11 protein-coding genes and 2 tRNA genes are annotated in these 14,084 nt (G+C 71.3%); 4 read left to right on the plus strand and 9 right to left on the minus strand.

The window, feature by feature from the left end; genetic code table 11:
• Window positions 1-38: 38 nt before the first annotated feature.
• The 3 genes from O7633_RS17980 to O7633_RS17990 form a co-directional block, all read right to left on the minus strand.
• A complete protein-coding gene (locus O7633_RS17980; protein WP_282323241.1) occupies window positions 39-548 on the minus strand; it encodes an O-acetyl-ADP-ribose deacetylase in 510 nt (169 codons plus the stop codon).
• Between the two features lie 630 nt (window positions 549-1,178).
• A tRNA-Arg gene (locus tag O7633_RS17985) sits at window positions 1,179-1,251 on the minus strand.
• A 35-nt stretch (window positions 1,252-1,286) separates the two neighbouring features.
• Window positions 1,287-1,377, minus strand: a tRNA-Ser gene (locus O7633_RS17990).
• A 1,131-nt stretch (window positions 1,378-2,508) separates the two neighbouring features.
• Here O7633_RS17990 and O7633_RS17995 point away from each other — a divergent pair.
• Entirely contained in the window at window positions 2,509-3,237 is a 729-nt protein-coding gene (locus O7633_RS17995; RefSeq protein WP_282323242.1) for a hypothetical protein, read from the plus strand.
• Here O7633_RS17995 and O7633_RS18000 read toward each other — a convergent pair.
• The gene (locus O7633_RS18000) at window positions 3,224-3,997 is read right to left on the minus strand and encodes a CPBP family intramembrane glutamic endopeptidase (protein ID WP_178066848.1); all 774 of its coding nucleotides are present in this window, start codon (window positions 3,995-3,997) and stop codon (window positions 3,224-3,226) included. The two genes, O7633_RS17995 and O7633_RS18000, sit on opposite strands and share 14 nt — an antisense overlap.
• A 157-nt stretch (window positions 3,998-4,154) precedes the next feature.
• Here O7633_RS18000 and O7633_RS18005 point away from each other — a divergent pair, with 157 nt between their 5' ends.
• A complete protein-coding gene (locus O7633_RS18005) occupies window positions 4,155-5,273 on the plus strand; it encodes a globin domain-containing protein (RefSeq protein ID WP_282323244.1) in 1,119 nt (372 codons plus the stop codon).
• A gap of 178 nt (window positions 5,274-5,451) precedes the next feature.
• Here O7633_RS18005 and O7633_RS18010 read toward each other — a convergent pair whose 3' ends face one another.
• Window positions 5,452-6,984 carry a peptide deformylase gene (locus O7633_RS18010; RefSeq protein WP_282323245.1) on the minus strand — a complete coding sequence of 511 codons (1,533 nt, stop codon included), beginning with the start codon at window positions 6,982-6,984 and terminating at the stop codon, window positions 5,452-5,454.
• A 353-nt stretch (window positions 6,985-7,337) separates the two neighbouring features.
• On the opposite strand from O7633_RS18010, the gene O7633_RS18015 reads away from it, so the two are divergent.
• The gene (locus O7633_RS18015) at window positions 7,338-8,120 is read left to right on the plus strand and encodes an IucA/IucC family C-terminal-domain containing protein (protein ID WP_074479075.1); all 783 of its coding nucleotides are present in this window, start codon (window positions 7,338-7,340) and stop codon (window positions 8,118-8,120) included.
• 98 nt (window positions 8,121-8,218) lie between these two features.
• Here O7633_RS18015 and O7633_RS18020 read toward each other — a convergent pair whose 3' ends face one another.
• Window positions 8,219-10,069, minus strand: coding sequence for a hypothetical protein (locus O7633_RS18020; RefSeq protein ID WP_282323246.1), 1,851 nt, complete (start codon window positions 10,067-10,069; stop codon window positions 8,219-8,221).
• A 211-nt stretch (window positions 10,070-10,280) separates the two neighbouring features.
• Here O7633_RS18020 and O7633_RS18025 point away from each other — a divergent pair, with 211 nt between their 5' ends.
• Complete coding sequence (locus O7633_RS18025) at window positions 10,281-10,991, plus strand: class I SAM-dependent methyltransferase (RefSeq protein WP_278130199.1); 711 nt, start codon at window positions 10,281-10,283, stop codon at window positions 10,989-10,991.
• 165 nt (window positions 10,992-11,156) lie between these two features.
• Here O7633_RS18025 and O7633_RS18030 read toward each other — a convergent pair whose 3' ends face one another.
• The 3 genes from O7633_RS18030 to O7633_RS18040 all read right to left on the minus strand — a co-directional run bounded on the left by O7633_RS18030 (window position 11,157) and on the right by O7633_RS18040 (window position 13,915).
• Window positions 11,157-11,690 (minus strand): YbhB/YbcL family Raf kinase inhibitor-like protein, encoded by a 534-nt coding sequence (locus O7633_RS18030; protein ID WP_282323247.1) that lies wholly within the window; start codon window positions 11,688-11,690, stop codon window positions 11,157-11,159.
• A gap of 240 nt (window positions 11,691-11,930) precedes the next feature.
• Entirely contained in the window at window positions 11,931-13,157 is a 1,227-nt protein-coding gene (locus O7633_RS18035) for a hypothetical protein (protein ID WP_282323248.1), read from the minus strand.
• A 2-nt stretch (window positions 13,158-13,159) separates the two neighbouring features.
• On the minus strand, window positions 13,160-13,915 hold the full coding sequence (locus tag O7633_RS18040) for a hypothetical protein (RefSeq protein WP_282323249.1): 756 nt from the start codon (window positions 13,913-13,915) through the stop codon (window positions 13,160-13,162).
• Between the last annotated feature and the right edge of the window lie 169 nt (window positions 13,916-14,084).

The raw sequence follows: 14,084 nt of genomic DNA on the forward strand, positions 1-14,084 counted from the left end.
GCCTGCTTGTGGAACTGCGCAACGCACCCGTCTCAAGGTCAGCCGGTGGCTGCCAGCGCGGCCTGTAGCTGATCCCGGGTGTCTTCGTCGAATGCGACGAGTCGTACCCGTTGAACGTTCGTCGACACGGACCTGATCGTTGCTATGGCGATCCGCGCCGCCCGCTCGGCAGGAAAGCCGTATACGCCGGTCGCGATCGCGGGGAACGCCACGGTCCGGGCGTCGAGCTCATCGGCGACCTGCAGGCTCCTGCGGTAGCAGGAGGCCAGGACCTCGTCCTCACCGTGGCCGCCGCCTTCCCAGACCGGCCCGACCGTGTGGATGATGTGCCGCACCGGTGGGTCGAGGTCGAACGCCGGGGTCGGCATCGCGTCGCCCGGCTCGCAGGGGCCGATTGCACCACCCGCCCGGGCCAGGCGAGGCCCGGCGGCGCGGTGGATCGCGCCGTCGACACCACCGCCGCCCAGAAGCGACTCGTTCGCGGCGGTGACGATGGCGTCCACGTTCTCCCGCGTGATGTCACCCAGGGCGACCTCGATCGCTACCACAGCAGAATCCTGGCACACATCAGACGACGACGTCATGGTCGGCAGAACCCCGTTGGTGAGTAGAAGTAGTCGCTCACGTACCGCGCCCAGTCTTCGATCTTCGGGTCCTTCGCTTGCATAACCACTCGGAAAGATCCACGACATGGTCGGCTGGCTGCGCCGGAACCGTGATGCGCAGATAGTCAACGCCGCATGCTGACGCTCCGAGGCCGACCCGGGCCCACGCAGCGCCGGTCGCAAGAGCCGAAATCAGATGCGTGGACCACGCGACCGTCACCGCCGATGATCGCCTGGATGACATCCCGACCCCTGCGCGCCACCCTGCGCCAGCCCAGGTCAACGGCGACCGACCGACCGGACACCCACCTCGGGAAACAAGATCCACATCACCGACCACAGCGGACGGTGGCTGACCCCTGAAGTACCGGCACCCCGACCATGATCCAGACCAGCCGACACGCAATCGCACTGGTCAGCACAGGTCGACACGAACCACGGCCGGAACGGCACACCGACAACGGAGCACCATCGGAGCACCAGATTCCAAATCCTGGGAAGATTCGTCCCAACACGCGAAAGCGATCAAGGCCGTAACCCGCGTTTCCGCTGGTCACGGCCTTGATCGTGAAGTGCGCCCGAAGGGACTCGAACCCCTAACCTTCTGATCCGTAGTCAGATGCTCTATCCGTTGAGCTACGGGCGCTTGCTGCTGGGCCAGTCTACACACCGGCTTTCGCGCGGAGACTCCGGGATTCGAACCCGGGAGGGGCTTTAAGACCCCAACCGCATTAGCAGTGCGGCGCCATAGACCAGACTAGGCGAAGTCTCCCAGGTGGCCCGTAGACCACCGCGCCCGAGGATACAGGCCCGCACCCTTCCGGGGCAAAGCGACTACCGCAGCGGGGCGAGGCGACCACCGCAGCGCGGCAGGCCGGGTCGGAAGGAGCTCGGATGCCGGGCGGGACGGGGGCCTCCCGCCCAGGCGTTTCCCTGCTGTGCGGCATCCGGATCGGGACTAGGCTCCATCGACATGGAGGAGCAGTCGCCGAGCGAGCCGGACCGCCGCGAGCCTGGTGAGGGTGCGCGACGCCGCCGTTCACCGAAGGCCACCTTCATGCCACCGGCCGTCCCCGCCCCGGTGCCACCCCCGGCTGAGGATGAGGCCCCGGAAGCCGCGAAAGCCCCGAAAGCCGCGCGGCCTCGCCAACGCCGACCGGGCGCGGCCCCGGGAGTGATCTTCCAGCCGCCTGCGGCCGACCAGTCGGCATCGTCACCGCCACAGCGGAGGCGGGTCTCGACCCCGTCGGCCCCAGTCCCCTCGGCGGCCCCCGAGCCGCCCGAACTCCCCGAGCCGGCCGAGCCGTCCAAGGGCGCCGCTCGGGGAGGTGATCAGCCACACCCGGAGGCCGGGGCGGTGCCGACCGGCCCCACGGAGGCCGAGTCGGCCGCACGGGCCGCTGCGGGCGGCGTGTCCCCACCGGTGTCCGGGGCCGGTGCTGACGTCGAGGCGCCCCCGTCGGGCGCCGACGCCGACGCCGCTGGCGAGATCCCGAAGAGTCCGGCGTCGACACCGGGCACGCGTCCGCCGGACGGGCCTGAGGCGGAGGTCACCGCCGCCGGCCCGGCTCCTCGGCCACGGACTGCCCGGAAGGCACCCGCCCGAAAGGCGACGCCGGCCAAGGCGGCCGCGCCCGCCCAGGCGACGCCGGCCGAGGCGACCACCCCGGGTAGGGCCGCGCCGGGCAGGACAGCCGCGCAGGCGGGTGGGCCGCGACGGGCCGCCCCGGCAGGAAAGCGAACGGAGCAGGCCGCCGTCACCCCGACCGCCGGCCCGCCGCCCCTGGCCGCGCCCGTGTCCGGGCAGTCGACCCGCCCGGGGCCTGGCCCGGAGGCGGACGCCGGGGCCGTTGGCCGGGTGCCGGGGACGGCGTCGGCGCGTACCCCCGAGGATGGCCTGCGGGTGACGGCCGGGTGGGTGCTCGACCACCCGGACCTCGCTCCGGAGCTGTTGGCCCTCGCCGCCGTGCGGACGCTCGGGCCGCGCGCGGCCGACTGGGCCGCGTGGCACCGCGCCGCCTACCCGGGGGCGACGCCGGACGGGTTGGCGCGGCTCGCGGCCCGGCGGTTCGTCCGGCTGGCCGGGGCCGGTGGGGCCGTGGCGGCGCTGGCGGGCCTGTTCGCCCCGGTCGTGGAGCTGACGGCGGTGCTGTGGGCGCAGGCCAACCTGGTGCTGCACCTGGCGGCGGCGCACGGACGGGATCCGGCCGATCCGGAGCGGGCGGTGGAGTTGCTGGTGCTGACCCGGGTGCATCCGGATGCGCGAAGCGCCCGGACCGCGGTGGAGGCGGCGGAGCGGACGACGAGGGAACGGACGACGGCGGTGCGGCCCACGACGGAGGACCGGCCGTCGGCGGGGCAGGTGACGGCGGGGCAGGTGACGGCGGGGGCGCCGCAGGCGGCGCGGGCGGTCTGGCGGTTGGCCGGGCCGTTGACCGGGCGGGCCGGCGGGTGGCTGGGGCTGCGGGTGGCGTCGCGGCTGCTGCCGGGCGCGGCGGTGCTGACCGCCGCGGTGGGCGACTCGGCTGCCGCCGAACGGTTGGCGGCCCGGGCGGTCGCCGCCTACCGTTCGGCCCCGGCCCCGGCTCCGGTTCCGCCGGGGCCGCCCGCAGGGCCGGTCAGAGCCAGCTGAACCAGTCCTTCGGCAGGAGCGCGTAACCGACGAAGGCGACCACGTCGAGCAGGGTGTGCGCGACGATCAGCGGCATCACCCGCTTGGTGCGCAGGTAGAACAGGCCGAACACGACGCCCATCACGGCGTTGCCGACGAACGCGCCGAAGCCCTGGTAGAGGTGGTAGGAGCCGCGCAGCACGGCGCTCGCCGCGAGCACCGCGCCGAGCCGCCACTGAAGCTGGCGCAGCCGGGTGACCAGGTAGCCGACGACGATCACCTCCTCCAGCACGGCGTTCTGCACGGCGGCGAGGATCAGCACCGGGACGGCCCACCAGACGTCCGGCAGGCCGGCGGGCACGAGGGTGGCGTTGACGCCGAGCTGGGCCGCGGCCCAGAAGAGGGCGAGGCCGGGCAGGCCGATGAGCGCCGCGAGGCCGGCGCCACGGGCCAGGTCGGAGCCGGGCCGGCGCAGGTCGACCCCGAGGGTACGGGCGGGGTCGCCGGGGTCACGGGCCAGCAGGTGCACGGCGAGCAGCACCGGCAGCAGCGCGAAGACGATGCCGAGCAGCTGGTAGGTCAGGTCGAGCCAGGGGCGGGCCGACTGGGAGGTGTTCAGCGCGGCGGTCTGCTTCGACAGCGGCCCGTCGGCGGTCAGCTTCGCGATGATCGACACGAGCGCGTAGACGGCCGACTGCCCGAGCGACAGGCCGAGCACCAGCAGCGTCTCCGTGCCGAGGACCCGGCGGGAGACCGGGCGGGTGAGCTCCTCAACGGTCACCGCACCACTGTGCCCGACCGCCCCGCCCGACGGACACGGGTCAACCGGGCGGTGTGAGGCGATCGCACATTCTGTGCGACCGGCCAGCACGCTCCGTGGACATTCTATGGGTGCCCGATCGCCGTCAGCCCGATCCGCCGTCAGGAGGAGCGCCCCCGTGGACCATGTCGCGCGGTTGCTGAAGGAGAGCTGGACCCTGGTCGAGGAGGACCGGGACCGGCTGAGCGGTCACTTCTACGCCCGGCTCTTCCTCCTCGACCCCGCGCTGCGTCCGCTCTTCCCGGTCGAGATGACCGGCCAGGGCGACCGCATCCTCGACGCGATCGTCACCGCGACCCAGGTGGTGGACGATCCGGAGAGCTTCGACGAGTATCTTCGCTCGCTCGGCCGGGACCACCGGAAGTACCACGTCGACGCGACGCACTACGAGACGATGGGCGTCGCGCTGCTCGACGCGCTGCGCAGCACCGCCGGTGACGGCTGGAGCCTGGAGTACGACCAGGCGTGGCGGGACGCGTACGGGGCGATCTCGGCGAAGATGCTGGCCGGGGCGGCGGCGGACGACAACCCGCCGTTCTGGCACGCGGAGGTGCTGACCCACGAGCGGCACGGGCAGGACACCGCCGTGTTGACGGTGCGCGCCCTCCAGCACCCGTTGCGGTGGCGGGCAGGCCAGTACGTCAGCGTCGAGGTGCCCCGGCACCTGCCGAGGGTGTGGCGGACGTACTCGGTGGCGAACGCCCCGAACGACGACAACGTGCTGGAGTTCCACGTCCGTACGCCGCCGGGGGCGGGCTGGGTGTCCGGGGCGCTGGTGCGACGGACGAGACCGGGCGACCTGCTGCGCGTGGCCGCGCCGATGGGCTCGATGGTCCTGGACCGCGACTCCGAGCGGGACGTGCTCTGTGTCGCCGGCGGGGTGGGGCTGGCCCCGATCAAGGCGCTGGTGGAGGAGCTGGCCGGCTGGAACCGGACCCGGTGGGTGCACATCTTCTACGGTGCCCGGCACACCGCCGACCTGTACGGGCTGGCCGGGCTCCGCGAGCTGGTGGAGGCCCACCCGTGGCTGTCGGTGACGCCGGCGTGCAGCGAGGAGCCGGGCTTCGACGGTGAGCGGGGCGACGTCTCCGACGTGATCACCCGCTACGGCCCGTGGACGACCCACGACTGCTACGTCTCGGGCTCGGCGCGGATGGTCCGGTCGACACTACGGGCCCTCGCGGAGGACGAGGTCCCGCCACCGAACATCCGGTACGACACCTTCGGCGACCTGTAGGTCGGCCGCCGTCCGCCGTCCCCCTCCGACCGGCCGCCGGATCGGCCGGCGGTGCCGGCGGCCAGAGAGGCTTTCCTCCCCCCGAAAAGGACCGGGTCGCGTGCCCCCGCCCCCTGGGGCACGCGACCCGGTCCGCCTCTTGCGGCCCGGGACGACACCCGCCCGGGACCGCTCCGGCTCAGTACCGCCAGGGGGTGCCGGTCTCGCGGTACTCCTCCACGGGCACGAGCGGCACGCCGGGCGTCATCCGGTCGACGTACAGGCGGCCTTCCAGGTGGTCGATCTCGTGCGCCACGAGCCGGGCCATGGCGAACTCGAACGAGGTGATGAGGCGGGCCCCGCCCCACTGGGCGTGCTCGACGTCGATGCGCAGCGGCCGCGGCACCAACCCCCGGTGGTCGAAGAAGGAGAGGCAGCCCTCGTACTGCTCGTCGGTCTCGGGGGACGAGTCGACGACCCGGGGGTTGAGCAGCACCACGGGCTCGGCGGCCCGGTCGGGCGGGCGTACGACGGCGGCGGCCCAGGCGAGGCCGAGCTGCGGCGCGGCGATGCCGACCCCCTTGCTGAACGGGTGCAGCTCGTCGAGGCGGACGAGTGCCGAGCCGAGCCGTTCGACGACCTCCCTGGCGACCCCCTCCTCGGCGGGCAGGTCGAACTGGCGGCTGGGCTGGCGGAGCAGGTCCGCGCCGCGCTGGACGATGCCGAGCCCGCGCATCCGGTCGCTGGCCCGCACCCGGGCGACGCCGGCCGGGCCGCCCGGGTCGGAGTCGGGCGGGCGGCTGCGGAACCGCCACTGCAACCGGTACCGGGCGTTGAGCGGCGGGTCCTCCGTCGCCCAGTCGAAGATGGCCCGGTCGGCGCGGTCCTGGCGGACGACGGGGCGGCGCAGCGGGCCCTCCTCCGCCGAGAGCGAGGTCTCCAGCCCCCAGACCTGGGGGTCCAGCGCGGTGGGGAGGTCCAGCCGCACCGCCAGGTGCCGGGTGGGCAGGCGTACGGCGCGCTGGAACCAGGGGCCCCACTTCTCGCGGCCGACCTGGTACGCGTATTCGATGGTGACCCGGTCGCCGGGGTAGAGCGGGAACCGGCCCTCGTCGTTCTCGAACAGCAGCCAGATCTCCTTGAACGCGTCCCGGTCGTGCTTGGCCCGCCAGTGCATCGGCTCGGGCTGCCCGCTGCCGTCGTCCCGGTGTGCCCGCAGTTGCAGCTCGGCGAAGGTGAGCGGATGCTCCCGGTGGTGCCGGTTGGACCGGCCCGGGTCGTTGGGGTAGCGGTCGACGGCGACTCGGACGAGGTAGCGGGTGACGGGTTCGGTGCCGGCGTTGTAGAGCTCCCGGCGGATGAGGCAGTGGTAGGCGTCGTCGGTGTAGGTGAGGACGGCCTGTTCGCGTTCGACGATCAGCCCGGTGCCGGGGGGCATCCACTGCCCGGGGGCGGGGTGGTCCCGGGCGGGCGTGGCGGAGCGGCCGTGCCGCAGCTCGTCGTACTCCCGGAAACGCTGCCAGATCGCGCCGCTGGCCTCCAGGACGGCCTCGGCCCGGCGGGCGAAGTCCTCGGTGGGCCGGTGCCGTCGCCCCTCGACGTGGCTGACGTAGGACGGGTCGAAGCCCATCAGGGTGGCCAGCTGCTTCTTGGACAGCCCCCGCTCGGTCCGATGGCGGGCAAGTTCGGCCGCGAACGACTCGGCGGCCCGCTCGATGGGAGAGGTCGTCATCAGCTTCCTCAACGCCGGGGAGTATCAGTTTCACGTTCCGTGCATGAACCCGGACAGGAATGACATCTTGCCGACATTCATCTTGACAATTCACCCGGTAACGTCAACCAATCCATGACCCGACCCCCGCCACCACCCCCGGAACCCCGACACGGGGTGTTTCCGTCACGCGACGGCGGGTAGTAGCGGCGCACGACCCTCCCGGCCGGCGAGCCACCGGAACGACCGGAGCCTCCCGCCTGCGATCAGGTGAGGCTTTCCTTATCCGACCGGGATGGTTAGGCTAGCCTTAGCTCACTGTCGGGAGCGTCCGGCGGACACCAGAGGCGAGGGGGGATCAGGTGACAGCGGTGCTGCCCACGCGGGAGACCGCGACGCCGCTCGCCCCGGTGACCGCCACCCTGCGCGCCATGTTCGGCACCGACGACCTGCCCGGCCTCGCCCCGGGGCTGCTCGTGACCGACGATCGGTTCGGCTGGGCCCCGGCCAGCACCCTCGTCGACGGCAGCCGGCTGCCCGAGCTGCTGGCCGCCGCCGCGCTGCGCTGGGGCGGCACCCCGCACGCCTGCGCCGCCCTGGCCTGGAAGTCGTACAGCTACTGGGCGGCCCTGCCGGCCGTCCTCGGCTGGGCGGCGGCCCGCCGGGTGCCGCTGCTCGACCCGGCCGACGTGTTGATCCACTTCGAGGACCACCGCCCGCTAGTCACCCTCGGGCTGCGCCGGTCGACCACCGTCGCGGTGCTCCCCGGCGACCCGCTGGCCCTGGCGGGGCTCCCCGAGGTCCGGGTCGTCGCCGACGAGGCCGCGCTGCTGGCCGCGCTCCGCGCCTCGCTGCTCGACGCCCACCTCGTCCCGCTGGTCGCCGCCATCCAGGCCGAGGTCCGCATCGGCGCCCGTACGCTGCTCGGCTCCGTCGCCTCCGGCGTCGCGCACGGCGTCCTGCGGGCGGCCGACGCGCTGCCCGGGCCCGCGGCCCGGCACGTGGAGACGCTGCTCGGCGCGCTCGACCTGGCGGACCTGGTCGAGCTGGTGCCCGGCCCGGCCGGCGAGCCGACGGTCCAGCGCCGCACCTGCTGCCTCGCGTTCACGCTGCCCCGGCCGAAGGTCTGCCAGGGCTGCTGCCTCCGCGCCGCCTGACCCCGCGCCCCGCCCGCGCCCTCCGCCGGGCTTCCGCGCCGCCTCCCCCTCCGGACAACGCCGCCTCTCCCTCCGGACACCCACGCCGCCGCCGGGCTTCAGTTCGTCAGCGGGCGGACGTCCCACACCCAGGCCCCGCCCGTGTACGTGGGACGGATGCCGGTCAGCTCGGTCATGCCCCGGCGCAGGGCGTCGGCGTGCTCGTGCGGGCCGAGCACGACCACCCCCGCCCGCCAGTACCGCAGGTCGTCCACGGCGCTCACCCGGGTCAGCGGGGTGACCGGGGGCACCTGGCCGGTGCGCCGGATGGTGATGAAGAAGCTGCTGGTGGGGCGGGGCGGGGCGGTGAACAGGGCGATCCGGCCCTCCGGCGCCCGGGGGCGGGTGTCCGGCCCGAGGAAGTAGCCGCGCGCCAGCGGCAGGTCCAGCCCGGTCGCCGCCGACCAGCGCAGCGGGTCCGGGTAGTCGGTGTCGGGCAGCGGCAGGGTCACCACGCTGCGCCCCCCGGCCACGTACGGCCGCCAGGCGCCGGAGGTGACGAACTCGGGCACGGGGTCGAGGCGGGCCGAGGGCAGCGGGGTGGGGAACGCGGGGAGCAGCGCCATGGTCAGCACGGTGGCGGTGGCGAAGCGGATCTGCGGCCGGGCGGCGGGGTGCTCCCGGGCGAGCCGGCGGACGCGGTCCGCGCCGAGCGCGAGCAGCACCCCGACGATCGGCACGGTCGCCAGCGCCCACCGGGTCGGCACCACGGAGTGCAGGATCGGCAGGTCCTCCAGCGCGGCCCAGGGGCCGGGGACGCCGGTCGCCCGGCCCTCGAACTGGATCTCGCGGCCGAGCGAGAGGACGGCGAAGAGGAGGCCGACCGCCGCGAGGCCGAGCACCGCCGGGCTGCGCCGCAGCCACCACACGATCGCGCCCACCAGCACGACCAGCGGCCAGCCGAAGAAGCCGTTCTCCTCGGTGGGGTTCTTCACCAGCTTCACGTTGGCCTCCGGGTCGCCCGCCACCGACTCGCGGGCGAACGCGGTGAACGCGGCGAGGTCGGTGCGGTAGCCACGGATCAGCCGGGACAACCCCTCGTACGCGCCGGGGCCGAAGAACTGCACGTAGAGCGGGTAGGCCAGCAGGACGGCGGAGAGCACGGCGGCGACCGCGAGGCCGGCGAGGAACGGCCGGGCCTGCCGACGCACGCCGGCCCGGCCGAGGGCGAGCGCGACGACCACGACGCCGAGCCCGATCGCGGTCATCAGCAGGATCTCCAGGTTGATGAACGCCTGCCAGACGATCACGAGGCCGAGCAGTACGCCGTTGCGCAGCCACCGGCCCCCGTCCGCCAGTCGCAGGGTGCGCCAGACGATGAGCGGCACGACGAACTGGCTGACGATGTTGGGGTGGGCGTTGGCGTGCGACACCATCGCGGGGGCGAAGGCGCAGAAGCCGGCACCGAGCCAGGCCGGCCCGCGCGCCCCGATCAGCACCCGGGAGAGCACGAAATACCAGGCGGTCGCGGTGGCGATCATGCCGCCGGTGAGAAAGACCAGGAATGCGGTACGCGGGCCGAACAGGACGGTGACCGGCGTCATTGGCAATGAAATGGACAATACGGATGTATTGGCCATGAGATTCACGCCGTCCGGCACGTTCATCCGATCCGAGCCGAACGGATATGCGAATTCGGTCACCACGCGCGCGCCGTGCGCCAGCATCCATTCGAAGAGCGCCTGATCGGACCGGTTGTCCCGCACCCCGTGCGCCGGGTTGAGCCAGAACCGCAGCGTCACCCAGAAGGCGATCAGCGCGAAGCTGAGCACGGCGGCGGCATCCGTCCAGCGCCCCCGACCAGCCGCCGCGACGCCGACTTGCCCCTCGTCGGGCGCGCCCCCGGCCGGGGAGCCGGCCGCGCCGCCCCCGGCCCCGCCATCCGGGCGGCCCGATTGATGAGTAGTCATGACAATTCGTAGAGTAGTCAGCGTTTGGCACTGACGTGACATGTTTCTGGGGACTGGCGTACTATGTGCCGGGTTCGCCGACCGCCGATCTCGTGCCCACCCCCGACCGCAATTCGGCCACTTCGGTGCCCCGATTTCCCCGCCGTCCGCTTCGGATGGTTCACTCTGTCGGTCCCGGGGCAGGTCGAGTCACACCGTGAGGAATCGACGCATGGCAGATATCACTGGGGATCAGCGAGTCCAGTCCGAAGTCCTCGAAGGGCTTGCGACGGCGGTCAACCACCGCAGGTGGTTCGTCGAACTGGCCGTCCCGCACCTCGGTGACAACCCTATCGAGATCGGCAGCGGCCTGGGCGACTACGCCCTGGAGTGGTCGGCGCACCTTCCCCGGTTCACGGCCACCGAGGCCGACCCGGACCGGCTGGTCGCCCTGAAGGAGCGCCTCGCCGAGCAGCCGACCATCGAGGTGCGGCAGATGCTGCTGCCGCACTCCGAGCGCGGGGACTACAGCGCCGCCGTCTCGTACAACGTGCTGGAGCACATCGAGGACCACGTGGGCGCGCTGCGCAGCATGCGCGACCTGGTCCGCCCCGGCGGCAACGTGATCATCATCGTGCCGGCGTTCGAGTTCGCGATGAGCCCGGCGGACATCGCCACCGGCCACGTCCGGCGGTACACGAAGAAGACCCTGGCCGCCGCGATGACCGACGCCGGCCTGACCGTGGAGAAGATCCACTACGCGAACGCGCTCGGCCTGATCGGCTACTTCATGGCGACCAAGGTCTTCCGGCTGATGCCGAAGGAGGGCCCCATGGTGAAGGTCTACGACACCCTGGTCCTCCCGGCGACCAAGGCCGCCGAGCAACTGGTCCGCCCCCCGTTCGGCCAGTCCGTCTTCGCCGTAGCCCGAGTCCCCGCCTGACCCGAACCCTCCTCCCCTCCCTCCCCCGCCTCCCTCCCCCGCCTCCCTCCCCGCCCTCCCACCCCCTCCCGCGGCGATCTTGCACTTGCGGCCCACCGTTCACGGCCTTTGTCCGTTCTGCCGGGGCCCTAAGTGCAAGATCGCGGAAGCGGGGTGGGGGCAGGGTCAGGCCTTGACCTGGTACGTCGGGCGGATCACCGCCCGGGCCAGGGTGTGGAAGGCCAGGTTGAAGCCCACGTACGCGCAGCTCGCCCCCGCGCCCACGTCGAGGCGCTCGACGTCGACGGCGTGCACGGCGAAGACGTACCGGTGCGGGCGGTCACCCGCGGGCGGGGCGGCGCCGCCGAACCCGGTGTCGCCGTAGTCGTTGCGGACGCTGAACGCGCCGCCCAGGTCGGCCTCCTTGACGCCCCGGGGCAGCTCGGTCACCGAGGCGGGCACGTCGACCAGCACCCAGTGCCAGAAGCCGCTGCCGGTCGGCGCGTCCGGGTCGAAGCAGGTGACCACGAAACTCTTCGTCTCGGCGGGGAAGCCCGACCAGGCCAGCTGGGGCGAGACGTTCTCGCCGCCGACGCTGCCGTGGGCGTACCGGGCGTCCATCGGCTCGCCGTTGTGCACGTCGTCGCTGTTCAGGGCGAACGACGCGACGGTGGGCAGCAGCTCGTACGGGTCCGGGGCGATCGGTCGTTCCAGGGACATCGGGGATGGTCCTTCCGGTGGGCGTGATTTCCTGCGCCCCTTCTTACCCCGCGACGTCCCGCCTATCGACCACCGGCACGCATCGGGCCCCCGCTCGTCGCACTACCTGCGAAGCCCGTGACGCGTCAAAGGCGTCTGGGCCCGACGTCAGAGGCCGAGTCAGACCAGCCGGGTGATCCCCTCACTGTCAGAGGCGCGGATGACCAGTCCGGGCTTGACGTCTGCGGCGGCCGACAGTTGTCAGTCACCGGCCGGATCTTCCTCTGGGCAGTCTTCCGAACCCTCCTGATGAGATGAGACCGGAATCCTGTCCTGCTTCGGGTCGAGCGCCCAGATCCCGTTGTTCCGGTCCACAGCCCATACGACGCCGTTGCTTGTCGAGACATAGCTGATACCGGTCTGGGAGTTGCAAAGGTATTCGGGAAGGCTTCTCGGCGGCAGGAACGGCTGAATCTTCAGCTCGACATGGGTGACGCCGGGGGCGGGTATCGTGATGCGGAAGATCCCCTGGCTAGCGGGCGCAAGGATCGCACGGTCGCCGATCACGATCCCCTCCGACACCTGCATGGCTGCGCCCTCGAAGTCAAACCCATGCTGATCGACGGGATAGAGCTTTTCGGGATCGATCCGGGTCAGGCTGTATCGGTCCGACCCCAAGGCGCTGTTGTAGGTCGCCCCGAAGGCGACCAGGGTGTCCTCGAGTGCGGCCACGCTGTTGATCCGGCCGGGAAGCTCACCTGGCAGCGAAGGAATGTTGGCGACGAATTCCCCCTCGACAGCGTTACGGCCGGGATCGATCTTGAAGATCTTCCCGTCGGACAGAACGAAGAGGTGACGGGAGTTCGCCACCAGTGAGCCCCCGTTCCCCTCCAGCCGCCTGCCCGACACCGAGATACGGGCAACGATCTCGTTCTTGTTTGAATCGATGCGGACGACTTCCTGACCAGGACCGCCGTTGGCCAGAGTAAGAACCCAGACCGAACCGAAGGCGGCGAGCATGGGAATATCTGTTGAGTTTCCGTGCTCCGATACAGCAGCAGGCGAGAGAGGAATTCGCGCCATCGGCGCGACGCCCGGGTCGGCGACCGCTCTCCGTGAATCGTACCTCCTGACTTCATCCAGTCTCGCCGTCCACAGGTTTCCTGAAACAGCTAGGATGCCGCCTGCCTCGGTCAGCGTCACCTGCTTGGGAAGGGTTGGCCCCGGGGCCACGACAGGATCCCCGCCCCGGGGGAAGACGGAGCTCAGAGGAACGCCGACGACCTTCTCCTCAGGGCCGATCCACCAGATCTCTCGCCCACTGCTGACAACCGCGGAGTTCGCCCCGGACGTAGTGATCAGAGTTATCGGCCCCGGCAGCCGGGCAACCAAACCAGCCTCGTCGGCAGGCCGGCCGGTCACGCCGGAACAGCCGACCGGGAGACCGATGAGAATGGTGACCAATGCCGTCAGCCTGGATGTCTTCACCGCTAGCATCCATCGGACGCGGAGTCGATGATCTGGTCAGCCTGCTCGGTCCAGGTGCAGGTGGCTCCAACGTTCACCGTTCCGGTCGTCCGGAACGGCTTACCGTTGTCGTTGACGACGAGAGTGCCGGTCTTTCCGTCACTCGCCCAGTCGACCTCCAACTCCCAGAGAACGTCGTAGAGATTGACCGACGCGTGGATCGCAAATATCTCAGCGTCTTCCAGGGAGACCTCGTACGGCGTTCGGAGCGGGGTGCCATTCTCACCATCGGCAGGGACCACCGTCGGAGGGTCCTCGTCGAGCCGGATCTCGGAATATCGGTAACCCGTCTCACCACCACAACCGACCTTCACCCATGTTCCGTCAAGGGCTGGTGCCCGGCTCAGCACCTTCGCACGCAATTCGGTGATGATCACCTGAGCGGAGGAGGAACCCTGCACGGTCAGCTCGTACGAGTCTGGGCCCGTCGGCACCGCTCCGACGCTTTTTGCCCAACCATTCCAACCGTCGTCGAGCTGAGGATTAATCTCTCTGGGAGGCTGGGAAACGACCCATCCCGCCAAGCAGTAGTTGCCGATCCGCCTGACGGCGGCAGTGGGCCCGGGCTCATTGGCGGGAACCTCATCGGGAGCATTGATCCGATCGCTAACAAAGGCTAGGAAGGCACCGAAGAGAATGGCGAGCGCCCCTCCGACCACTTTCGCCGCCGTGGGGTGATTCCCGGGCCAGGCGAGCATGCGTTGCGCCTTGGTCCTCACGCCCTCACCACGAGTAGGAGCAGCGGGATCAACATCCTGGGACATCCGTCTCCTCGCGCAACTCGGTCAGGTCGAAAAGGTTTCCGCAACGTATCCGAGTTACACGAACGCAGCTAGACGGCCCTGTGGCAGATCTTGGACAGCTGAGTTCAAGAAGGAGCACTAGCGG

Origin of the sequence: Micromonospora sp. WMMD712, assembly GCF_029581295.1 — a bacterium.
Lineage (GTDB): Bacteria > Actinomycetota > Actinomycetes > Mycobacteriales > Micromonosporaceae > Micromonospora > Micromonospora carbonacea.

Excerpts from the sequence above, each read along its gene's own strand:
- O7633_RS18030 (WP_282323247.1), bottom strand. The coding sequence starts at position 11,690 with ATGTCCCTGGAACGACCGATCGCCCCGGACCCGTACGAGCTGCTGCCC.
- O7633_RS18025 (WP_278130199.1), top strand. The coding sequence starts at position 10,281 with ATGGCAGATATCACTGGGGATCAGCGAGTCCAGTCCGAAGTCCTCGAA.
- O7633_RS18020 (WP_282323246.1), bottom strand. The coding sequence starts at position 10,069 with ATGACTACTCATCAATCGGGCCGCCCGGATGGCGGGGCCGGGGGCGGC.
- O7633_RS18010 (WP_282323245.1), bottom strand. The coding sequence starts at position 6,984 with ATGACGACCTCTCCCATCGAGCGGGCCGCCGAGTCGTTCGCGGCCGAA.